Below are 21076 nucleotides of genomic sequence, written 5' to 3'. Positions count from 1 at the left end.
TTTATCCTAGATTTCAGTACAGATCGTACAACATACAATACAGCGTACATCTATTGAGACAAACAAGTGTAAAAGTTGTTGCTCAGCTGATTTAACAGCTCAAAATAGCTGCCACTTTTCACTTTGATATCTGCGCCTAATGGATCAAGTACTCCTATTTTGACCTCTGTACCACGAGTCACAGTATCAATCACCGCAGGAGTAAACTGAGGTTCTGAAAAGACACACTTTGCTTCATTATTAATAATGGAATTTTTAATGGTGATGAGGGTTTTAGCACCCGGCTTTCTGTCAGGGCTAACGGTAAAATGGCCGAGGTTATTCAAATGGTATTGCTGTTCAAAATAGCCGTATGCATCATGAAAAACATAATATCCTTTATCACTAATTTTGCTCATTTTCTGCGTGATTGCTTGATGGGTCGAATCTAATTGAGCTAAAAAGCGGACTAAGTTTACTTTATACTGCTCGGCATTAGCGCTATCACTTTTCACTAAACTTGCGGTAATCGCCGCTGCCACTAGCTTGGCTTGATCGGTTCCAAGCCAAAAATGTGGGTCATACATACCATGGTGATGCCCATCATGATCGTGTTGTTCGCCACTGAGCTCTCTCAGTGTCAGGCCATCAATTTGGCTGATGGTCAAAACGTTGTGGTGACTCGCTAATGTCTTACTTAAGAATGGCTCAAGGTCTTTTCCATACCAAATCACTAAATCCGCCGCTCTGATTTTTTTAACATCAGAAGGGCGCAACGCATAGTCATGCGGTGAGGTATTTGCCCCCAGTAGTACTTCTGGTTCATTCACATCGAGAGTCAATTCATATGTAATCATCTGAATCGGCTTAATGCTGGTCAAAATGACCGTAGACCACGCCAAAGGCGATAATGTTATTAAGCAAAGAAGGAGCATAATCTGACGCAACATGATGGTTTTTCCATTCGGTATATAGCGTTAAAGGGAACGAAATGTTACATTATAACACTTCCGAATTGCAAATAAGTTCCATTCATGTCCAACTTAATTCAGCTGCAAGGCATTTGTGTCGAATTCAACAACCGCCGTGTTTTGGACAATGTCAGTATCAACCTAGAAAAAGGGAAGATTACCACACTGATAGGTCCTAATGGTGCGGGCAAGTCGACGCTCGTTAAAGTATTGCTCGGGCTACAGCCCGTCCATAGCGGAACGATGACGCGCGTAAAAAACCTTAAAATTGGTTATGTTCCTCAAAAGTTAAAACTTAATGACGCGTTACCACTCCCCGTTAAACGATTTTTAAGTTTGGCCGGACGTTTTAGTCAACAAGAGTTGCTAGACGCACTCAGACTAGTCGGGGCCGAGCATCTTCTTGATTATGATATGCATAAGCTGTCCGGTGGTGAAACGCAACGGATTCTTATCGCCCGTGCATTGCTACAGCGCCCAGATATTCTAATTCTTGATGAACCAGCCCAAGGTGTTGATGTGCAAGGGCAAATTGATCTGTATGATCTTATCGATGCCATACGACATCGTTTCGGCTGTGGTGTCTTCATGGTCTCTCACGATTTGCATCTGGTGATGGCAAAAACGGATGATGTTATCTGTCTTCATCACCATGTTTGCTGTTTCGGTTCACCTGCAACGATTACTCAACACCCAAGCTATATCGCATTATTTGGTACGCGCAATCGCGAAGCCTTAGCTTTTTACCATCACAAACATCAGCATCATCACGACTTAGCAGGCCAACCTGTGAAAGGAGATGCAACTTGCTGTTCAAATCATTCACACGGTCACCATCATGATTGAATTTCTTCTTCCATCAATATTAGCAGGCCTTGGTATCGCCGTTATCGCAGGTCCCCTTGGGTCATTCGTGGTTTGGCGAAAAATGGCTTATTTTGGCGATACCCTCGCACACGCCTCGCTGATGGGATTGGCGTTAGGCTTTTTGCTTGATATCAACCTTTATCTTGCGTTGCTCGTTTGCTGTCTTGGGCTTGCAATCATTTTGGTTACTATGCAGAAACAGCAGCTTGTGGCGACAGACACTTTGCTCGGCATTCTCGCTCATAGCTCGTTATCCATTGGTCTCATTGCAGTAAGCTTCCTTGATAACGTTCGCATCGATTTAATGAGCTATCTCTTTGGCGATTTATTGGCGGTAAGTTTTACTGATTTAGCCTTCATTTGGGGGGGAGCGATTGCAGTAAGTGCACTGCTATTTCTTTTTTGGCGGCCATTACTTTCAACTACAGTGAACGAAGAACTTGCGTTTGTTGAGGGCATCCACGTTGATTTAATGCGTTTGCTGCTAATGCTATTAATTGGGGTGGTGATTGCACTAGGAATGAAATTTGTTGGTGCTCTGATTATGACATCGCTGCTGATTATTCCCGCGGCGACCGCTAGGCGACTCACAAAAACCCCAGAGCAGATGGCAATATTGGCTTCTTTGGTCGGCGCTTTAGCTGTGCTGGGCGGGCTAATCCTCTCGTGGCATTTTGACACACCTGCAGGCCCTTCGGTTGTCGTGACGGCTACAACGATGTTTATGTGCAGTCAACTTGTAAAACGCTAGTATCAAAACCTATTGAATCTAAAGTAAAAACCCCGAAACAAGGTTCGGGGTTTGTCTTCAAACTGAGGAAGGCGTGATTACCAACCCGTCACTTCACGCAATGCTTTTCCGATATCAGCAAGGCTTTTGACAGTTTTCACACCCGCGGCTTCAAGCGCTGCAAATTTCTCATCAGCTGTCCCTTTACCACCAGAAATGATAGCACCAGCATGGCCCATCCGTTTACCCGGAGGCGCTGTCACACCAGCAATATAAGACACAACCGGTTTCGTGACATTCTCTTTAATGAATGCCGCGGCTTCTTCTTCGGCTGTACCACCGATCTCGCCAATCATCACAATCGCTTCAGTTTCAGGATCATCTTGGAATAGTTTCAAGATATCAATGAAGTTAGAGCCCGGGATTGGGTCACCGCCGATACCAACACACGTTGACTGACCAAAGCCTTCATCTGTTGTTTGCTTAACGGCTTCATAAGTTAGCGTTCCTGAACGAGAAACAATACCCACTTTTCCTTTCTTATGAATGTGGCCTGGCATGATGCCGATCTTACACGCATCCGGTGTAATCACACCCGGACAGTTCGGGCCAATCATACGCACACCAGTCTCTTCGAGCTTCACTTTTACGTCAATCATATCGGTAGTCGGTATACCTTCAGTGATCGTCACAATAAGTTCAATACCAGCGTCAATTGCTTCTAAAATAGCGTCTTTACAAAATGGTGCAGGTACATAAATAACGGTTGCCGTTGCACCCGTTGCTTTCACTGCGTCACGCACCGTATTAAATACAGGCAGACCAAGGTGAGTTTGACCACCTTTACCCGGAGAAACCCCACCGACCATTTGTGTACCGTAGGCAATCGCCTGTTCGGAGTGGAAAGTTCCCTGACCACCAGTGAAACCTTGGCAGATTACTTTGGTGTCTTTATTAATAAGTACCGACATTATTTACCCTCCGCCGCAGCAACAACTTTCTGAGCTGCGTCCGTTAACGACTCAGCTGCAATGATATCAAGACCAGAATTTGCGAGTACTCCGCGTCCTAATTCCGCGTTTGTACCTTCCAAACGCACGACTACGGGAACCGTTACACCAACTTCTTTCACCGCACCGATAATGCCTTCTGCAATCATATCGCAACGTACGATACCGCCGAAAATATTCACCAATACGGCTTTCACGTTGTCATCAGACAAAATGATTTTGAACGCTTCAGCAACACGCTCTTTGGTTGCACCACCACCAACATCAAGGAAGTTTGCAGGTTTGCCGCCATGAAGGTTAACAATATCCATGGTGCCCATTGCAAGGCCAGCACCGTTCACCATGCAACCAACATTGCCATCAAGAGCAACATAGTTCAGTTCCCACTGAGCAGCATGAGCTTCGCGCTCATCTTCTTGTGAGAGATCGTGCATTTCGCGAAGTTTAGGTTGACGATAAAGTGCGTTTGAGTCGATGTTGATCTTGCCATCAAGGCACAACAAGTTCCCTTCAGCGGTGACAACTAATGGGTTGATTTCTAGCAATGCAAGATCATACTGGGTAAACATAGCGCCAAGACCTAGAAAGATCTTCACAAATTGCTTAATTTGGTCGCCTTCCAAGCCAAGTTTGAAAGCAAGTTCGCGGCCTTGGTAGGCTTGCGGACCAACCAAAGGATCAATCGCGGCTTTATGAATCAGCTCCGGAGTCTCCTCCGCTACTTTTTCAATTTCCACGCCGCCTTCTGTTGAGGCCATGAACACGACACGACGAGTCGCACGATCGACGACTGCGCCTAAGTAAAGCTCATTCGCGATATTAGAGGCTTCTTCAACCAAAATTTTTGATACTGGCTGGCCATTTGCGTCCGTTTGATAAGTAACCAGATGTTTACCTAGCCATTTTTGAGCAAACTCTTTGACACCATCTTTAGTGTCGTGCAACTCAACGCCACCCGCTTTACCGCGACCACCTGCATGCACTTGACACTTAACAACTTTCTTCGCTGTACTAATCCGACCCGCCGCTTCAAAAGCTTCTTGTGGAGTATCACAGGCATAACCTTCCGGTACAGGCAAACCGAATTCTGCAAACAGCTGTTTGGCTTGATATTCATGCAAATTCATTATGTTCTTCCGTTTGTTTATCCCTTAGGGGATTTATTATTTCCATAAAGCGGCAGCTATGCTGCGCCATATATCTGTAGGGTGCTTCTCAAATTAAGCGGCTGCAATTTATCCAAGAGGATAGCTTGTAGCCTTTTGCTTAAATGAAGGCTAGACGTGAGCCTGCCTAGCCTTAAATTCACTGAACAACGTTCAGTGAGGTTACACGTCCAGTAGCAGACGTGCTGGATCTTCAAGTAGCTCTTTTACTGTCACAAGGAAACCAACTGACTCACGGCCATCCACCAAACGGTGGTCGTAAGAAAGTGCTAGGTACATCATTGGTAAAATTTCTACTTTGCCATCCACAGCCATTGGGCGGTCTTGGATTTTGTGCATGCCCAATATGGCCGCTTGCGGCGGATTGATGATCGGTGTTGACATTAACGATCCAAACACACCGCCATTCGTAATTGTGAAATTACCGCCAGTCAGTTCTTCAACCGTCAATTTGCCATCTCTTCCTTTGAGTGCAAGCTCTTTGATGCCCTTCTCAATTTCGGCAAGGCTTAGCGTATCGCAATCTTTAAGAACCGGAGTCACTAAGCCACGAGGCGTTGAAACTGCCATGCTAATATCAAAATAGCTGTGATACACAATATCTTGGCCATCAATAGATGCATTCACTTCTGGGTAACGCTTTAACGCTTCTGTTACCGCTTTCACGTAGAAAGACATAAAGCCTAAACGAATACCGTGTTTCTCTTCAAACAGACCTTGATATTGCTTACGCAGATCCATGATAGGCTTCATGTTAACTTCATTAAACGTCGTCAACATCGCCGTGCTATTTTTTGCCTCAAGCAGGCGCTCCGCAACACGTTTACGCAAACGCGTCATCGGTACACGTTTTTCACTGCGCGCCATCGCAACGACAGGCTCAGGTTGATTTGAAGCAACTGCTGACGCTGATTTTGCGGCCGCTAGATGAGCATCAATATCTTCACGCGTGATACGCCCACCCACACCAGAGCCTTTCACTTGGCTGGCTTCCAAACCATGCTCGGCGAGTAAACGGCGTACCGCAGGGCTAAGCGCATCATTCGTTTCGTCTGTCAGCGTGGCTTTGTGGCGTTTATCAGGAGACGGCTCTGTATCGTTGGTGGTATCTTTCGTCGGTTCACCTGCAACGGCACCGGGTTTCAATTTCGCCAATAACTGTTTCGAAAGCACCGTCGCACCTTCTTGCTCGATAATGGCTTCGAGAACACCCGCCTCAGGCGCTGGCACTTCAAGAATTACTTTATCAGTTTCAATCTCAACGAGTACTTCATCACGAGCGACGGCTTCACCTGGCTTTTTATGCCATGTCGCGACTGTTGCATCAGCCACTGATTCAGGTAGATCTGGAACCAGAATTTCAATTGTCATAATCTGTGTCTTCCTTTTACTTCTAGTTCGTTAAGCTAGGGTCAGAGCGTCTTCAATCAACGCTTTTTGTTGTTTCAAGTGTACCGACATATAACCAACGGCTGGTGATGCTGATGCAGGGCGACCTGCGTATTTCAGATCAGCACCGGCTGGAATGGCAGAACGGAAGTTATGTTGGCTACTGTACCAAGCACCTTGGTTTTGAGGCTCTTCTTGGCACCATACATAGTCAACAACATTAGTGTATTGAGCGATAGCCGCTTCCACTTCTTCTTTCGGGAATGGATATAGCTGTTCAATACGGACGATAGCAACATCACCTTGTTCGTTATTGCGGCGCTGTTCAAGCAGGTCGTAGTAAACCTTACCAGAGCAGAACACAACACGTTTGACATTCGCTGGGTTGAGATCGTCAACTTCGCCGATAGCCGGCAAAAACGATCCGTCAGCCAAGTCTTCCAGTGTTGATATACATAGTGGGTGACGCAGCAACGATTTTGGTGACATAACGATCAATGGTCGACGCATTGGGCGAACAACCTGACGACGCAGCATGTGGTATACCTGCGCTGGCGTAGAGGGAACCACCACTTGCATGTTTTGTTCGGCGCACAGTTGCAAATAACGCTCTAGGCGTGCTGATGAGTGCTCCGGGCCTTGCCCTTCATAACCATGAGGTAGCAGCATGGTTAAACCACACAAACGCGCCCATTTTTGTTCACCGGAAGAGATGAACTGGTCAATCACGACTTGAGCTCCATTGGCGAAATCACCAAACTGAGCTTCCCAAATCGTCAAACCACTCGGCTCCGCTGTCGCGTAGCCATATTCAAAAGCTAGCACTGCTTCTTCCGACAAAACCGAATCCAATACTTCAAAAGGACCCTGTTTATCATGGATATTCGCCAATGGAATATAGGTACTTGCGTCACTTTGGTTATGCAATACCGAGTGACGGTGGAAGAAGGTTCCACGCCCAGAGTCTTGCCCCGAAATGCGGATTCGCTTTCCATCATCAACTAAGGTTGCATAAGCCAGCGTTTCAGCCATACCCCAATCGAGAAGCTTCTCTCCATTAACCATCGCTTGTCGGTCGGTATAGATTTTATCCACACGACTTTGCAGTTTATGGCTTTCTGGATACTGACAAATTCGGTTACCTAGCTCTTTTAAACGCTCAAGGTCAACTTTACTATTCCATGGCATATCCCATTCATGGCCAATATACGGTGACCAATCAACAGAATGCAGTGCCATTGGACGCCACTCTTTCACCACGACTTCACCATGGTCCAGAGCATCACGATATTCGTTGACTAACTGTGTGGCAATCTCGATATCAAACTCACCACGCTCTATCAAAACATCGGCATAAAGCTTACGCGGTGTAGGATGCTTTTTGATCTTTTGATACATCAGCGGTTGAGTTGCGTTTGGCTCGTCGGCTTCGTTATGGCCGTGACGGCGATAACACACCAGATCAATGACGACATCACGCTTAAATTCATTACGATAATCGAGTGCAATGCGGGTGACGAAAGCAACTGCTTCTGGATCATCAGAATTGACGTGGAAAATGGGGGCCTGAACCATCTTAGCGATGTCAGTACAATACATAGTCGAGCGTGTATCACGAGGGTTTGACGTGGTAAAACCAACTTGGTTGTTAATAACAATACGTACCGTCCCTCCCACGCAATAACCACGCGCTTGAGACATGTTAAATGTCTCGGCAACGACACCTTGGCCAGCGATAGCAGAGTCACCATGAATCGAAATAGGTAGCACTGTCGAACCGTCTTCATCTCCCAATCGATCTTGTCGAGCACGAACTGAACCAATTACGACTGGATTAACAATTTCAAGATGCGAAGGGTTAAATGCTAAGGCTAGATGCACATCACCGCCGGGTGTCGCAAAGTCAGCAGAGAAACCTTGGTGATATTTAACATCACCCGTTCCCCAGCTTTCACCATGCTTACCCGCAAACTCGTCGAACAGATCTTGAGGTTTTTTACCTAAGACGTTGACGAGCATGTTAAGACGACCACGGTGCGCCATACCAATCACAACTTCACGCATACCTGTGCTACCAGCATGACGGATCAACTCTTTCATCATTGGGATGAGCGCGTCACCACCTTCCAAAGAAAAACGCTTAGCACCGGGGAATTTCGCGCCTAAATAACGCTCAAGTCCTTCTGCGGCTGTCAATTCTTCGAGGAAAATTCGTTTTTCTTCTTTGCTGAAAGAAGGTTGACCAACGACTGATTCAAGACGTTGTTGTATCCAACGCTTTTGTTCAGTGTCGATAATGTGCATGTATTCTGCACCGATGGAACCGCAATAGGTTTTGTTGAGGGCTTGATAAATGTCTTTCAATTTCATTGTCTCTTGCCCGATAGCAAAAGAGCCGACATTGAAAGTTTCTTCGAAGTCACCTTCGTTAAGATTGTGGAACGCTGGGTCTAATTCTGCCACTAATGGGCGTTGCCATAAACCTAGGGGGTCGAGTTGAGCCGCTTCATGACCGCGAAAACGGTAAGCATTAATCAGCTGCAAGACTCTTACTTGCTTAGCATCGACATCTGGATCACTAACTTGGACATTGTAATGCTTTGTTTCTTTCGCGAGTCGTCGGAAGTAGTCACGGACACGTGAATGTGGCTGTTCAACCACATTGTCAGCTTGCGCAGGCAAGCCATCAAAAACACGTTTCCACTCCTCACTTACCAGATCAGGATCACTTAGATACAGTTCGTAGAGGTCCTCTACGTAAGTTGCATTGGCGCCAGCCAAGTGTGAAGACTCGAGCCATGCCTTCATCACGCCGTTGTGCATATTTTCCCTTAACCAGTAGTTTTCACGTTTGCTTCGGTCTATGCCGAGCTATAAAAGGCAGGTCCGAAGACCTGCAATTTTTATTCATTTTAAACCGAACGGTTCACAAGCATTGATTTGATATGTCCAATGGCTTTCGTCGGATTTAATCCCTTAGGACAAACACTTACACAATTCATGATGCCATGGCAACGAAAAACGCTAAAAGCATCATCAAGATTAGATAAACGTTCATCTGTTGCGGTATCTCGGCTGTCAATTAGCCAACGATAAGCCGCCAACAAACCTGCTGGGCCGATAAACTTATCCGGGTTCCACCAGAAAGAAGGGCATGAAGTTGTGCAGCAAGCGCACATAATGCACTCATATAAACCGTCTAAATGCGCTCGCTCTTCTGGTGATTGCAAGTTCTCACGAGCCGGAGGCAAGTTTCCGTCAGTCACAAGGTAAGGTTTAACCTTCTCGTAATTTTCATAAAACTGGGCCATATCGACAATTAAATCACGGACGACTGGTAGCCCCGGCAGAGGTCGAATAACAATCGTGCCTTTGGCCAAAAGCGCGGATAATGGAGTGATACACGCTAATCCATTTTTACCGTTCATGTTCAAACCGTCAGATCCACACACTCCTTCACGGCACGAGCGACGAAAAGCAATGGTAGGATCTTGCTCTTTCAGCAAAATGAGTGCATCCAACAACATCATGTCAGAGCCCTCTTCGACTTCAAGCAGATAATCCTTCATGTAAGGCTTTTGATCGACATCCGGATTATAGCGATACAAAGAGAATTTCAATTTCATAATAGTGCCTTCTCCTTAGTATGTGCGCGCTTTAGGCGGAAACGCTTCACGATAAATTGGTTCCATATTTACGCTACGCTTCGACATGCTTTCAGTCTCAGGGTTGTAAATTGAATGGCATAACCAATTAGCATCATCGCGTTCAGGATAGTCAAAGCGAGCGTGGGCTCCACGGCTTTCGGTACGATAATTTGCAGCAACCGCGGTAGCAAATGCTGTTTCCATCAAGTTTTCCAGCTCTAAACACTCGATCCGTTGAGTGTTGAACTCGGTTGACTTGTCTGAAAGATGTGCGTTCTTCAAACGTTCACGAATCACTTTAAGCTCTTCAAGACCTTTAGCCATCGCTTCACCTTCACGGAACACCGAGAAGTTATTTTGCATACAACGTTGCAGATCTTTACGAATTTGCGCGGGATCTTCACCACCTGTACTGTTTTCCCAGCGGTTGTAACGTTCTAGCGATTTTTCAATGTCCGCTTCTGTGGCAGGTTTTGCGTCCGCTTGCTTTTTCAACGTTTCGCCCAAATGCAAGCCTGTTGCTCGGCCAAAGACCACTAAATCCAGTAGAGAGTTACCACCCAAACGGTTCGCGCCATGCACCGATACTGATGCAATTTCACCACACGCAAACAAACCTTGAACTTCCACATCAGCACCTTTAGCATCTTGCTTAATCGCCTGACCTGAAACTTGAGTCGGTACTCCTCCCATCATGTAGTGGCAGGTTGGGATCACTGGAATCGGTTCTTTAACTGGATCGACGTGAGCAAACGTACGTGACAACTCACATACGCCCGGCAGACGAGATTCCAGAGTTTCTTTGCCAAGGTGATCCAGTTTAAGCTTGATGTGTGGACCCCATGGACCATCGCAACCACGACCTTCACGGATCTCAATCATCATTGAGCGGGCTACTACATCGCGACCAGCCAAATCCTTCGCGTTTGGTGCATAACGTTCCATGAAACGTTCGCCATCTTTATTTAAAAGATAGCCACCTTCACCACGACACCCTTCCGTCACAAGAACGCCAGCACCAGCAATCCCTGTTGGGTGGAATTGCCACATTTCGATATCTTGCATCGGGACGCCAGCGCGGATAGCCATACCCACGCCATCACCCGTATTGATGTGCGCGTTGGTGGTTGAAGCATAGATACGGCCAGCTCCGCCAGTCGCTAATACTGTGGCTTTAGATTTGAAATAACAAACTTCGCCTGTTTCCATACACAAGGCGGTACAGCCAAGTACTGCACCCTCTTCATTTTTCACTAAATCAAGTGCGTACCACTCAGAGAAAATAGTGGTCTTATATTTAATGTTTTGTTGATACAAGGTATGAAGTAGTGCGTGACCAGTACGGTCAGCGGCAGCAGCGGTTCGAGCCGCTTGTTCACCGCCAAAGTTTTTGGATTGCCCACCAAATGGGCGCTGATAAATGGTGCCATTGTCAAAACGAGAAAAAGGCAAACCCATTTTCTCTAGTTCAATCACCGACTCTGGACCATTCTTACACATGTACTCGATAGCATCTTGGTCACCGATATAATCGGAGCCCTTTACCGTGTCATACATATGTTGTTCCCAGTGGTCCTCATGCGCGTTGCCTAACGCAACGGTAATACCGCCTTGAGCCGAAACCGTGTGAGAACGTGTTGGAAAAACTTTAGAAAGCAGAGCACAGGATAAACCTTGCTCTGAAATTTGCAGTGCTGCACGCATGCCGGCACCACCAGCGCCGATCACTACGGCATCAAATTCACGAACTGGAATAGTCACTTACGCACCCCACAATACAAATAAGCCAGAGAAGAAGTATCCAAAGAGCACTGCGATAACGACCAATTGCAGGCCACCACGCAATTTAGAACACTTAATGTAATCCGTTAATACTTGCCATAAACCGATCCAACCATGGATAAGGACAGAGACTAACGCCAGCATTGTGAAGACTTTGGTAAAGGTTCCACCAAAAAACTGTGTCCATGAAACATAGGAGATATCACCAGAGAAAGCACAGAAGCTGACTAGGTAGATAGTATAAAGAGTCATAATGATCGCAGAAGCACGGATCAGCAGATAATCATGCACTCCGTTACGACCAAAAGAAGAAACATGTTTTACCATACCAATACTCCCGCTAAAACTGAAAGCACTGCTGTTGCGATGAAGGCGATTTTGGCACTCATAGCCCCTGACTCCAACTCTTCAAAGTGGCCCAGGTCCATCAGCAAATGGCGTATACCACCTGCAATGTGGTAAGACAGCGCTGTTAAAATTCCCCATAAAATAAATTTTGCGAAAAAGCCATTCACAATGTTGCTGGCTTCCATAAAACCTACCGGAGAACTTAACGAGAGGGAGAGTAACCACAGCAAAATTCCGACCGCAACGAACATCATCACCCCAGACACTCGGTGTAGGATGGATGCTATCGCACTGATCGGAAAGTGAATGGTCTGTAAATCTAAATTAACAGGTCTTGACTTTCTTTCTTTCACGGGCTTGCTCACTCAGCTCCATTGAGCATTTATAGTTATAAATGAATTTTGGTTGTAAAACCCACAAAAGTTAACATTATTTTAACATAAAGAGCCCGATATCGCGCAGTTAAATGTAATAATTTCGTTAACAACAAAGACAGAATGCAATACTGAAATACAGTTTCTAGCCTTTTATTTATAAGGTGTTCACCAAAATTTTCAGTGCCACTATACGACTCGCAACATTCTAATACAATTGATGTAACAATTTTTGCTACACAGAACAGATTTTTAACTTTATATGTATAAAAAATCAAAACAAGTGCACACATCAGACGAGAAAAATTGACTTTAATTAAGAACACACGTAAAAAAATGTCACACAAACATCCTGGACGGATTAAATAATAAACAAAGGAGATTGTTATGGCAGATAAGAAAGCGACCCTTCATATTGAAGGTAAAGCGCCAATCGAGCTGCCGATTATGGATGGGACTGTAGGCCCACAAGTAATCGACGTTCGTAAACTAGGAGCCAACGGATACTTCACTTTTGACCCTGGTTTTCTTGCCACTGCATCTTGTGAATCTCAAATCACTTATATCGATGGCGAAAAAGGGGTGTTACTGCACCGCGGCTTCCCTATTGATCAATTAGCCAATAACGCTGATTACTTGGAAGTTTGTTATATTCTTCTTTACGGTGAAGCCCCTAATCGTAAGCAATATGAAGAGTTTAAACATACGGTGACGCGTCACACTATGGTTCATGAGCAAATCGCAAGTTTCTTCCACGGTTTCCGCCGTGACGCTCACCCAATGGCTGTAATGTGTGGTGTGGTTGGAGCGCTTGCCGCGTTCTACCATGATTCACTTGATATTAATAATGATATACACCGAGAAATAGCGGCTTACCGCCTACTCTCAAAAATGCCAACATTGGCGGCGATGTGCTACAAGTATTCTGTCGGCCAACCATTTATCTACCCGCGTAATGACTTAAGCTATGCCGAGAACTTCCTACACATGATGTTTGCAACGCCGTGTGAAGAGTATGAAGTGAATCCTGTGGTTGCACGCGCGATGGATAAAATTTTCACACTGCATGCCGATCATGAACAAAACGCGTCAACCTCAACGGTTCGCCTTGCCGGTTCTTCTGGTGCTAACCCGTTTGCCTGTATTGCGGCTGGCATTGCCTCTTTGTGGGGGCCTGCTCATGGGGGTGCTAACGAAGCCTGTCTGCGTATGCTAGAAGAGATAGGCAACGTTGATAACATTCCTGAGTATGTCGTCAGAGCAAAAGATAAGGATGATCCATTCCGCTTGATGGGTTTTGGTCACCGAGTTTATAAAAACTACGACCCAAGAGCGACGGTAATGCGTGAGGCTTGCCATGAAGTGCTCAAAGAGCTGAATATTCAAGACCCACTGTTAGATGTGGCGATGGAACTTGAGCGCATCGCGCTTTCTGACGAATACTTTGTTGAGAAAAAACTCTACCCTAACGTGGATTTCTACTCAGGCATTATTCTGAAGGCTATCGGTATTCCAATCTCCATGTTTACTGTTATCTTCGCAATGTCTCGCACTATCGGTTGGATTGCCCACTGGAATGAAATGCACAGTGATCCAGATAATAAAATTGGCCGTCCTCGCCAACTTTACACTGGTCAAAAAATGCGTAACTTTAAACCGTTACACGAACGCGAATAGCAAACCCAGTCATAGTACTTAATAGAAAAGAGCGAATTCCCACTCGCTCTTTTTTCATTGGATGCATTGATCAGAAACAAACCCGCTACACAGGGTTATTGATATCGATAAACTCAACCTCAAAGCCATATTCGCTCGCTAACCATTCTCCCAGTGCCTTAACGCCATAACGTTCTGTGGCATGGTGCCCTGCAGAAAAATAATGAATATTTTGCTCTCTTGCTGAGTAGGTAGTCCGCTCTGATATTTCACCAGAGATGAACGCATCTAATCCGTGCTGCGCCGCTAGATCGACGTAATCTTGCCCACCACCAGTACACCAACCCACCGTTTTGATGATTCTGTTTGAGCTCGGATCTACGTGCAGTGGCCGTCGTTGTAAAGCTTGCTCGATTCGTTGACTGAGCTCATCGGCTGTCAACGCTTGTTCAAAATGGCCGAACATGGCGACCGACTGCGGGTGCCCTTCTAATCCGCCATCAACATGAATCCCCAATAAATCAGCTAGCAATTTGTTATTACCTAATTCTGGATGGATGTCTAACGGCAAGTGATATGCGTATAAATTTATATCATTTCGTATCAAAGCTCGGATCCGGTGGCCTTTCATTCCACGGATGGACTCAGGCTCACTTTTCCAAAAATAACCATGATGTACTAATAAAGCGTCAGCATTTCGTTCAATTGCTTGTTCAATAAGCGCTTGCGAGGCCGTCACACCCGTCACAATCTTTTTGATTTCAGTGCGACCTTCAACTTGCAATCCATTAGGGCAATAGTCTTTAATCAATTGAGGATTAAGCTTTTGATTGAGCAGAGCTTCAAGTTTTAAATTATCCATCTTTCATTCCAAAATTGAGTTTTATCATTAGCGTGGTTATAACAATTTCAGGCTAGAATGTCGAAAAATAAGGACGAGAATAATTAATGACAATGGACCTCAACACACTGGCACACTGGGTGTCGACAACCCCTACTCTTTTCCAAGGAGAGGGAGTGGTCGCGGCGCGTACCCCTTTTTTACCCAATGTTCCGACATTGAAAGAAGAATATAGAGGGAACCCTAGATTAGGCTTTCTCTACCAGCATTTATGTTCTTTATTGTTTACGCTAAACCCCACTTATTCCGCCGTTTCTGAAGAAATTCAATTGAACGAAGCAGGAAGTACACTAGGTTCGCTAGATTTTGTCATCAAAAATAAACGCAGTCAGCGTTATGAGCATTGGGAAGTCGCAGTGAAGTTTTACCTGCTACATCAAGGGCTGTGGTATGGTCCCAATGCTCAAGATCGATTAGATCTCAAACTTGAACATATGTTGAACCACCAATTGACCCTTTCCCAATCAGCCCAATTTAGTGCGGCTTACCCACTTTGGCGTGACGTTAGCCGTCATTTACTGATGCAAGGGCGCTTGTATGTAAACCCTTTTCACGATGAGCCTGTTCCTAGTGAATGCCTAGGTTATAAACTCAATCTGTCACAAATTGCTGGTTTTTGGTGTTATCAAAGCCAGTCACATCAAATAGATGAAGCATTATTCTTACTGGAAAAGCCTCAATGGATTAGCGGGAAAGGTAAAAACTGCACGCGTTACACAGCAAATGAAGAGCATGGTTTTGTGCATTGCCAAAGTGACAGAGGAAAGTTCTGGTTCATCGTTCCCGACAGTTGGCCTCAGCTTTAACCAAGATAATAGACGACTAAATATAAAATAGGCGGCCTCTGGCCGCCTATTTTAATTGATAAGTTTGCTTACAAACCAGCGTCGGCAAAGACTTGATTAACAATCTGTTGCGCTTCCGCTTCGATTTGCTTGAGGTGCTCATCGCCCTTAAAACTTTCACAATAGATCTTATAAATATCTTCTGTGCCTGATGGACGAGCAGCAAACCAGCCATAATCAGTGGTCACTTTTAATCCACCGATGGCTGCGCCATTACCGGGAGCATGCGTCAAGCGGGCTGTGATCTCATCTCCCGCTAATGTTTGCGCAGAGACCATCTCTGGTGACAATTTGCTCAGCACTGCTTTTTGTGGGCCATTTGCGACAGCTTGAATACGACTATATTTAGACTCTCCATGTTTCGCGGCCAGATCTTCATAATATTGCTGCGGATTTTTACCTGTGACAGCGGTGATTTCCGCCGCCAGTAAGCAAAGGATAATACCGTCTTTATCCGTTGACCAAGGCGTTCCGTCTTTACGCAGGAATGACGCACCTGCGCTCTCTTCACCACCAAAACCGAAGTGACCACTGTATAAGCCATCAACAAACCACTTAAAGCCGACAGGTACTTCACACAGCTCACGGCCAAGATCGGCGACCACACGGTCAATCAATGCACTTGATACTAACGTTTTACCAACAGCTACTTCTTTACGCCATTGCTTGCGGTGACGATACAGATAATCGATGCATACGGCTAAGAAATGGTTTGGGTTCATCAAACCTTTCGGAGTGACAATGCCGTGGCGGTCGTAGTCAGGGTCATTACCAAACGCGAGATCATACTGATCTTTTAACGCTAATAACCCCGCCATTGCATAAGGAGAAGAACAGTCCATACGCACTACACCATCTTTATCGAGTGACATAAATTGGAATGTCGGATCCACCGCTTCGCTCACCAGTGTTAAATCAAGCTGATACGCTTTGCCAATTTGACGCCAATAATCAATACCACTGCCACCGAGCGGATCAACACCCAGTTTTAGATTGGCTTTTTGGATGGCCTCCATATCAATCACATTCACTAAGTCATCAATATAAGGTTTCACAAGATCAACTTGTTTAAACAGCGGCGATTGCTTTGCCGACATAATAGGCAGACGCTTCACGCCTTGCATGCCTTCTGCAATGATCTCATTGGCACGGTTTTCAATCGCTTGGGTGATTTCCCCTTCAGCAGGGCCGCCATGGGTAGGATTGTATTTAATACCGCCATCTTGTGGTGGATTATGAGAAGGCGTGATCACAATGCCATCAGCTTTTTGCGCGTGCTTCAAGTTATGAGTCAAGATTGCGTGTGAAATACCCGGCGTTGGCGTATAGCCATTATCCTGTTGAACGATCACTTCAATTTCATTAGCGATCAGTACTTCAAGTACACTAGAAAAAGCAGGCTCAGAGAGTGCGTGCGTGTCTTTTCCGACAAAAATCGGCCCAGTGGTTCCTTGCTGAGCGCGCACTTCTGCTACCGCTTGAGCAATAGCAAGAATGTGGTTTTCGTTAAATGTCGATTTATCCGCGCAACCACGATGCCCCGAAGTACCAAATTGCACTTTATGGTCTGGGTTAGCCGCATCAGGTTGAAGTAAAAAGTAGTTTGCAACGAGCGCAGGGATATTATGTAAGTCTTCCTGCCGTGCTTTTTGTCCGGCGCGTGGGTGCATAGCCATTTTTGACATCCTTTCTTAAAATAACAACGAAATAAAAAGCCTCATGATACGGACTTAGTGGTCCGCAGTATGAGGCTTGAATCAGATTTTTATCTATGAATGGGCACAAATCAGATTGAGTGCGTCACTTTCTCAATAATGTCACTCGGGAAATTCATCAATACCATCAGCTGCTCGATCATCTGTTGTTTGCGGCTAGTATTGTTATTGGTAATGACCCAAAATGGTGTGTTTGGAATCGCTCTTGGCTTGGTTGTCTGCCCACTAGCAAGCAAGGTTTGCTCGTTGTCAGCAAAATACACACGCTTACGTCCTTTCACTAAGGTCGCTTCAGCAAAACTTACTGGATCGATACGGTATAAGGTTGAAAGCACCAACATAAAACGATCAATTGCTTTTTTCAAAGCCGCAAATTCATCAGAAATGAGCAAAGAACGCATCTCTTTTACGCTATCAATCTGTATCTCTTGTACGGCATCTTTACTCACAACAATGCCCTTGGGCTCGGTACTTACTTGCGTCACGACCGCTGCTGCAGACACTTTACCGTCAACATTGAGCAAACGGCGTAAAATATCCGACGCGCTTTCTCCAATATGTTGGGTTTGGCTGGCAATATAACGGTATAGATCCTCATCAACCTCAATTGTTTTCATTCGCTTTTCACAATCTCAATGTTTAAACTCTGAGGGATTATAGCGAGATCTTCACTGATACTCTACGTTAAACCAATCACTAATAAGATAAAATGTCAGCACTTCTTAATTACAAACTCGAAGGTGAAGGTCACACCGTTGTTTTGATCCATGGTTTATTCGGCAATTTAGACAACCTAGGTTTACTTGCAAGAGACCTAAAAGCCGATCACCAAGTATTGAGTATTGACTTGCGTAATCACGGTCAATCATTTCACAGTGAGGAACATGATTACGCGAGCATGGCATTCGATGTTGCTAGTTTACTCGAAGAGTTAGCTTGTGATTCTGTCACGCTGATTGGCCATTCAATGGGCGGTAAAGTTGCCATGAAGCTAGCTGACATCGCCTCATCCAAAGTCGCCAAACTGGTGGTTTTAGATATGGCACCTGTCAGCTATCAGCATCGGAAACATGATAACGTACTGGCGGGGCTCAACGCGGTTATTGCACAGCAGCCTACCTCGCGAGCAGAGGTCATGGCCATTTTAGCGCAACATATTGAGCTAGAAGGCGTACGACAATTTCTCAGTAAATCGTTATTTAAACGAGAAGATGGTGTAATGAGCTGGCGTTTTAATGTCCCCGCCATTGAAAAAAATTACTGGAATATTTTAGGCTGGGAACCAATCCCTTGCAGCTCTGTTCCAACCTTATTGGTTAAAGGCAGCAACTCTGACTATCTACTAGCGGAACACCAAGAAATGATCCAGCAGCAGTTTAGCCAAGCGAAAGCACACGTCATCGCCAACACAGGGCACTGGCTACACGCAGAAAAGCCCGTTGAAGTTTTACGAGCGATCAGAAAGTTCATTGGCAGCTAGCCGCTTTACTGTGAAACAACAAGTGTGAAATAGGTACCAATGCGCGCATTAACTTTGACGAATAACAGTGTTATAGTGCGCTCAAGCAAATTGGCATAAAGGATACCCATGCTGTACGACTACATGAACATGCTTGAGTCGATTGGACTCGATCTTCTTTTTGCGTCTATATTTTTTCTTATCGGTATGGCAATAAAAGATGTCCTTAAGCAAGGTAATGTACCGCCATTTGGGCGCCGTATTGTATGGCTAGTTCTGTTTTTAGGTTGTGCTGGCTTTATCCTTAAAGGACTTATCCAACTCAGTTGGGAAGGCACCGGACTGGGGTAAAGAACACGCTCATCCGCCAGAAAATGACAAATTAAAGGTAATGATTCTATGGCAAGTGTAGGCCTCTTCTTTGGTAGCGATACCGGTAATACTGAAGCCGTTGCGAAAATGATTCAAAAGCAACTGGGTAAGCAGCTCGTTCACGTTCAAGATATTGCGAAAAGCAGCAAAGAAGACATTGATAATTTTGACTTATTGTTACTGGGTATCCCTACTTGGTACTACGGTGAAGCGCAGTGTGATTGGGATGATTTTTTCCCAGAATTAGAAGCGATCGACTTCTCGACGAAATTAGTTGCTATTTTCGGTTGCGGCGATCAAGAAGACTACGCTGAATACTTCTGTGACGCGATGGGTACAGTGCGTGACATTATCGAAAGCAAAGGCGCAACGATTATTGGCCACTGGCCAACTGAAGGTTATGAATTCGAAGCCTCTAAAGCCTTGGTTGCGGGTGACAATAGCCACTTTATTGGTTTATGCATCGATGAAGATCGTCAACCAGAGTTGACTGAACAGCGCGTCAGCACATGGGTTAAGCAGATTTATGAAGAGATGTGTTTAGCCGAACTTGAAGGCTAATCTCTTAAACATAAAAAATCCCCTTGCGAGGGGATTTTTTATTGGTCCATGTTCAAGCACTTTGCTTTACCAAAGTAGAAGACCGATAAATGGAGCAAGCAACACAGTGACCATGCCCGCAATCATCATCACCACACTCGACACTACCCCTTCAGCATTGCCAATTTGATACGCTTTTGCCGTTCCTGCACCGTGCGCGGAAGCGCCAAGACTGGCTCCTTTACCAAGCCCAGAGCGAATGGATAATAACGCTAACACCACTTCACCTACCGCCATGCCTATCACCCCAGTAAGTACCACAAACAGAGCAGTCAGATCACTTTGCCCACCAATTGACTTCGTCGCCTCAACAGCAAAAGGCGTGGTAATCGAGCGCATCGCTAAACTGCGCTGAAGCATATCGGGTAATTCAAACCAACGAGCCAACAAAACCGTGCTCCCCACAGCCACCACAACCGATACGATCACTCCCACGGATAGAGAGAGCCAGTGGCGCTTGATCAACAATCGGTTGTCATAGACAGGAATAGCAAAAGCCACTGTCGCCGGACCAAGTAGCCACAATAACCAATGAGATTCTGCCATATAGGTTTGGTAAGGGATGTGAAAGATCATCACAACAGCCACTAACAATATAGGGGCCAATAGCAGCGGCATTAAGAAAATAGAACGTTTACGTTGATAAAGGCACTTGCTGCCATAGTAAAAGGCCAAGGTTAACAGCAAGCAAAATACACCAAGCAGCGTTGAGGTAAGTAGTGAGCTCATGATGAACGCTCCACTTTAGTTAGGCGTATTGCCCGGTTGCTTTTTCTACGCGCTAGTATCAGCTCTAAACGATACATTTTATCAACGGTCCAAGCAGTAATAGCAATGACCATGATGGTACTGATGACAAGTACCGCCATAATTCGTAACCCTTGCTGTTGCATTAACTCTTGATAGTTAACGACCGCAATGACCGCTGGTACAAAGAACAACAGCATTTCCGCCAATAACCAAGTTGCTCCCTTGCGCAGCCAATCAACTTTTACAACTCGCATAATCACTAAAGTTAACAGCAATAGCATGCCAGTTAAATTTGCTGGTAAAGGAATATGAAAAGTGCTGACTAGAAAATCCGCCAAAAACCAGATCATTGATAGCGCAACAACTTGTACCACTGTTTGCAGATTGTTTTTTACTCTTTGGCTGTTTCTTATTCTTTGCATGATGAGACTAATGCCGTTTTGTGAAATTAGTCACATTATATTAAGCCATAAAACCATCGTAAAATGACTTTTTATTATCATTTTCATGCCAAA

Annotated in this window: 21 protein-coding genes; 7 read left to right on the top strand and 14 right to left on the bottom strand. The window is 45.2% G+C overall.

Features of this window, described 5'->3' with window-relative positions:
• Positions 1–50: 50 nt before the first annotated feature.
• Positions 51–929 (bottom strand): zinc ABC transporter substrate-binding protein ZnuA, encoded by an 879-nt coding sequence (gene znuA, locus AACV20_RS04925; RefSeq protein WP_170906961.1) that lies wholly within the window; start codon positions 927–929, stop codon positions 51–53.
• Between the two features lie 84 nt (positions 930–1013).
• On the opposite strand from znuA, the gene znuC reads away from it, so the two are divergent.
• Both znuC and znuB read left to right on the top strand, forming a co-directional pair.
• Entirely contained in the window at positions 1014–1796 is a 783-nt protein-coding gene (gene znuC, locus AACV20_RS04920) for a zinc ABC transporter ATP-binding protein ZnuC (protein ID WP_013856354.1), read from the top strand.
• Positions 1789–2568, top strand: a complete 780-nt coding sequence (gene znuB / locus AACV20_RS04915; RefSeq protein WP_170906960.1) for a zinc ABC transporter permease subunit ZnuB — start codon at positions 1789–1791, stop codon at positions 2566–2568. Before znuC ends, znuB begins: the two co-directional genes overlap by 8 nt.
• Before the next feature lie 77 nt (positions 2569–2645).
• Here the strand turns inward: znuB and sucD are convergent, their stop codons facing one another.
• The 8 genes from sucD to sdhC all read right to left on the bottom strand — a co-directional run bounded on the left by sucD (position 2646) and on the right by sdhC (position 12254).
• Entirely contained in the window at positions 2646–3518 is an 873-nt protein-coding gene (sucD, locus tag AACV20_RS04910; RefSeq protein WP_013856352.1) for a succinate--CoA ligase subunit alpha, read from the bottom strand.
• On the bottom strand, positions 3518–4684 hold the full coding sequence (sucC, locus tag AACV20_RS04905; RefSeq protein WP_013856351.1) for an ADP-forming succinate--CoA ligase subunit beta: 1167 nt from the start codon (positions 4682–4684) through the stop codon (positions 3518–3520). The genes sucD and sucC overlap by 1 nt, the downstream gene beginning before the upstream one ends.
• 201 nt (positions 4685–4885) lie before the next feature.
• Complete coding sequence (gene odhB, locus AACV20_RS04900; RefSeq protein WP_088729033.1) at positions 4886–6094, bottom strand: 2-oxoglutarate dehydrogenase complex dihydrolipoyllysine-residue succinyltransferase; 1209 nt, start codon at positions 6092–6094, stop codon at positions 4886–4888.
• Between the two features lie 30 nt (positions 6095–6124).
• On the bottom strand, positions 6125–8935 hold the full coding sequence (gene sucA / locus AACV20_RS04895) for a 2-oxoglutarate dehydrogenase E1 component (RefSeq protein ID WP_094129031.1): 2811 nt from the start codon (positions 8933–8935) through the stop codon (positions 6125–6127).
• A gap of 89 nt (positions 8936–9024) precedes the next feature.
• Entirely contained in the window at positions 9025–9738 is a 714-nt protein-coding gene (locus tag AACV20_RS04890) for a succinate dehydrogenase iron-sulfur subunit (RefSeq protein ID WP_013856348.1), read from the bottom strand.
• Between the two features lie 15 nt (positions 9739–9753).
• Positions 9754–11520, bottom strand: coding sequence for a succinate dehydrogenase flavoprotein subunit (gene sdhA / locus AACV20_RS04885; protein WP_013856347.1), 1767 nt, complete (start codon positions 11518–11520; stop codon positions 9754–9756).
• The gene (gene sdhD, locus AACV20_RS04880; protein WP_010318675.1) at positions 11521–11868 is read right to left on the bottom strand and encodes a succinate dehydrogenase, hydrophobic membrane anchor protein; all 348 of its coding nucleotides are present in this window, start codon (positions 11866–11868) and stop codon (positions 11521–11523) included.
• Positions 11862–12254, bottom strand: a complete 393-nt coding sequence (gene sdhC / locus AACV20_RS04875) for a succinate dehydrogenase cytochrome b556 subunit (protein ID WP_170895551.1) — start codon at positions 12252–12254, stop codon at positions 11862–11864. Before sdhC ends, sdhD begins: the two co-directional genes overlap by 7 nt.
• A gap of 396 nt (positions 12255–12650) precedes the next feature.
• Between sdhC and AACV20_RS04870 the strand changes: the two genes are divergently transcribed.
• Positions 12651–13940: a citrate synthase gene (locus tag AACV20_RS04870; RefSeq protein WP_017042719.1), complete on the top strand. Its 1290-nt coding sequence runs from the start codon at positions 12651–12653 to the stop codon at positions 13938–13940.
• Between the two features lie 85 nt (positions 13941–14025).
• Here AACV20_RS04870 and AACV20_RS04865 read toward each other — a convergent pair whose 3' ends face one another.
• Complete coding sequence (locus tag AACV20_RS04865) at positions 14026–14781, bottom strand: Nif3-like dinuclear metal center hexameric protein (RefSeq protein WP_170906959.1); 756 nt, start codon at positions 14779–14781, stop codon at positions 14026–14028.
• An 86-nt stretch (positions 14782–14867) separates the two neighbouring features.
• On the opposite strand from AACV20_RS04865, the gene AACV20_RS04860 reads away from it, so the two are divergent.
• On the top strand, positions 14868–15626 hold the full coding sequence (locus AACV20_RS04860; RefSeq protein ID WP_170906958.1) for a DUF1853 family protein: 759 nt from the start codon (positions 14868–14870) through the stop codon (positions 15624–15626).
• Between the two features lie 68 nt (positions 15627–15694).
• On the opposite strand, the gene pgm is transcribed toward AACV20_RS04860, so the two are convergent.
• Both pgm and seqA read right to left on the bottom strand, forming a co-directional pair.
• On the bottom strand, positions 15695–17341 hold the full coding sequence (gene pgm / locus AACV20_RS04855; RefSeq protein ID WP_026028060.1) for a phosphoglucomutase (alpha-D-glucose-1,6-bisphosphate-dependent): 1647 nt from the start codon (positions 17339–17341) through the stop codon (positions 15695–15697).
• 110 nt (positions 17342–17451) lie between these two features.
• The gene (seqA, locus tag AACV20_RS04850; RefSeq protein WP_010318681.1) at positions 17452–17997 is read right to left on the bottom strand and encodes a replication initiation negative regulator SeqA; all 546 of its coding nucleotides are present in this window, start codon (positions 17995–17997) and stop codon (positions 17452–17454) included.
• A 92-nt stretch (positions 17998–18089) separates the two neighbouring features.
• On the opposite strand from seqA, the gene AACV20_RS04845 reads away from it, so the two are divergent.
• From AACV20_RS04845 to fldA, 3 genes are all read left to right on the top strand, one after another.
• Positions 18090–18860 (top strand): alpha/beta fold hydrolase, encoded by a 771-nt coding sequence (locus AACV20_RS04845; RefSeq protein ID WP_017045728.1) that lies wholly within the window; start codon positions 18090–18092, stop codon positions 18858–18860.
• A 108-nt stretch (positions 18861–18968) separates the two neighbouring features.
• Positions 18969–19190 (top strand): DUF2788 domain-containing protein, encoded by a 222-nt coding sequence (locus AACV20_RS04840; protein WP_010318683.1) that lies wholly within the window; start codon positions 18969–18971, stop codon positions 19188–19190.
• Between the two features lie 48 nt (positions 19191–19238).
• Entirely contained in the window at positions 19239–19772 is a 534-nt protein-coding gene (gene fldA, locus AACV20_RS04835; RefSeq protein WP_013856340.1) for a flavodoxin FldA, read from the top strand.
• Positions 19773–19838: 66 nt separating this feature from the next.
• On the opposite strand, the gene AACV20_RS04830 is transcribed toward fldA, so the two are convergent.
• Together AACV20_RS04830 and AACV20_RS04825 are read right to left on the bottom strand one after the other, a co-directional pair.
• Positions 19839–20540 (bottom strand): LrgB family protein, encoded by a 702-nt coding sequence (locus tag AACV20_RS04830; protein ID WP_017048877.1) that lies wholly within the window; start codon positions 20538–20540, stop codon positions 19839–19841.
• Positions 20537–20983 (bottom strand): CidA/LrgA family protein, encoded by a 447-nt coding sequence (locus AACV20_RS04825; protein WP_013856338.1) that lies wholly within the window; start codon positions 20981–20983, stop codon positions 20537–20539. Before AACV20_RS04825 ends, AACV20_RS04830 begins: the two co-directional genes overlap by 4 nt.
• Between the last annotated feature and the right edge of the window lie 93 nt (positions 20984–21076).

The organism is Vibrio sp. B4-6, from assembly GCF_963888245.1.
Taxonomy (GTDB): Bacteria; Pseudomonadota; Gammaproteobacteria; order Enterobacterales; family Vibrionaceae; genus Vibrio; species Vibrio anguillarum.
Note: the sequence above shows the minus strand (reverse complement) of the source record. Positions and strands in the feature narration are given on the sequence as shown.

Coding starts and splice junctions, on each gene's coding strand:
- znuA (WP_170906961.1), bottom strand. CDS start 929: ATGTTGCGTCAGATTATGCTCCTTCTTTGCTTAATAACATTATCGCCT.
- znuC (WP_013856354.1), top strand. CDS start 1,014: ATGTCCAACTTAATTCAGCTGCAAGGCATTTGTGTCGAATTCAACAAC.
- znuB (WP_170906960.1), top strand. CDS start 1,789: ATGATTGAATTTCTTCTTCCATCAATATTAGCAGGCCTTGGTATCGCC.
- sucD (WP_013856352.1), bottom strand. CDS start 3,518: ATGTCGGTACTTATTAATAAAGACACCAAAGTAATCTGCCAAGGTTTC.
- sucC (WP_013856351.1), bottom strand. CDS start 4,684: ATGAATTTGCATGAATATCAAGCCAAACAGCTGTTTGCAGAATTCGGT.
- odhB (WP_088729033.1), bottom strand. CDS start 6,094: ATGACAATTGAAATTCTGGTTCCAGATCTACCTGAATCAGTGGCTGAT.
- sucA (WP_094129031.1), bottom strand. CDS start 8,935: ATGCACAACGGCGTGATGAAGGCATGGCTCGAGTCTTCACACTTGGCT.
- AACV20_RS04890 (WP_013856348.1), bottom strand. CDS start 9,738: ATGAAATTGAAATTCTCTTTGTATCGCTATAATCCGGATGTCGATCAA.
- sdhD (WP_010318675.1), bottom strand. CDS start 11,868: ATGGTAAAACATGTTTCTTCTTTTGGTCGTAACGGAGTGCATGATTAT.
- AACV20_RS04870 (WP_017042719.1), top strand. CDS start 12,651: ATGGCAGATAAGAAAGCGACCCTTCATATTGAAGGTAAAGCGCCAATC.
- AACV20_RS04865 (WP_170906959.1), bottom strand. CDS start 14,781: ATGGATAATTTAAAACTTGAAGCTCTGCTCAATCAAAAGCTTAATCCT.
- AACV20_RS04860 (WP_170906958.1), top strand. CDS start 14,868: ATGACAATGGACCTCAACACACTGGCACACTGGGTGTCGACAACCCCT.
- pgm (WP_026028060.1), bottom strand. CDS start 17,341: ATGGCTATGCACCCACGCGCCGGACAAAAAGCACGGCAGGAAGACTTA.
- seqA (WP_010318681.1), bottom strand. CDS start 17,997: ATGAAAACAATTGAGGTTGATGAGGATCTATACCGTTATATTGCCAGC.
- AACV20_RS04845 (WP_017045728.1), top strand. CDS start 18,090: ATGTCAGCACTTCTTAATTACAAACTCGAAGGTGAAGGTCACACCGTT.
- AACV20_RS04840 (WP_010318683.1), top strand. CDS start 18,969: ATGCTGTACGACTACATGAACATGCTTGAGTCGATTGGACTCGATCTT.
- fldA (WP_013856340.1), top strand. CDS start 19,239: ATGGCAAGTGTAGGCCTCTTCTTTGGTAGCGATACCGGTAATACTGAA.
- AACV20_RS04830 (WP_017048877.1), bottom strand. CDS start 20,540: ATGAGCTCACTACTTACCTCAACGCTGCTTGGTGTATTTTGCTTGCTG.
- AACV20_RS04825 (WP_013856338.1), bottom strand. CDS start 20,983: ATGCAAAGAATAAGAAACAGCCAAAGAGTAAAAAACAATCTGCAAACA.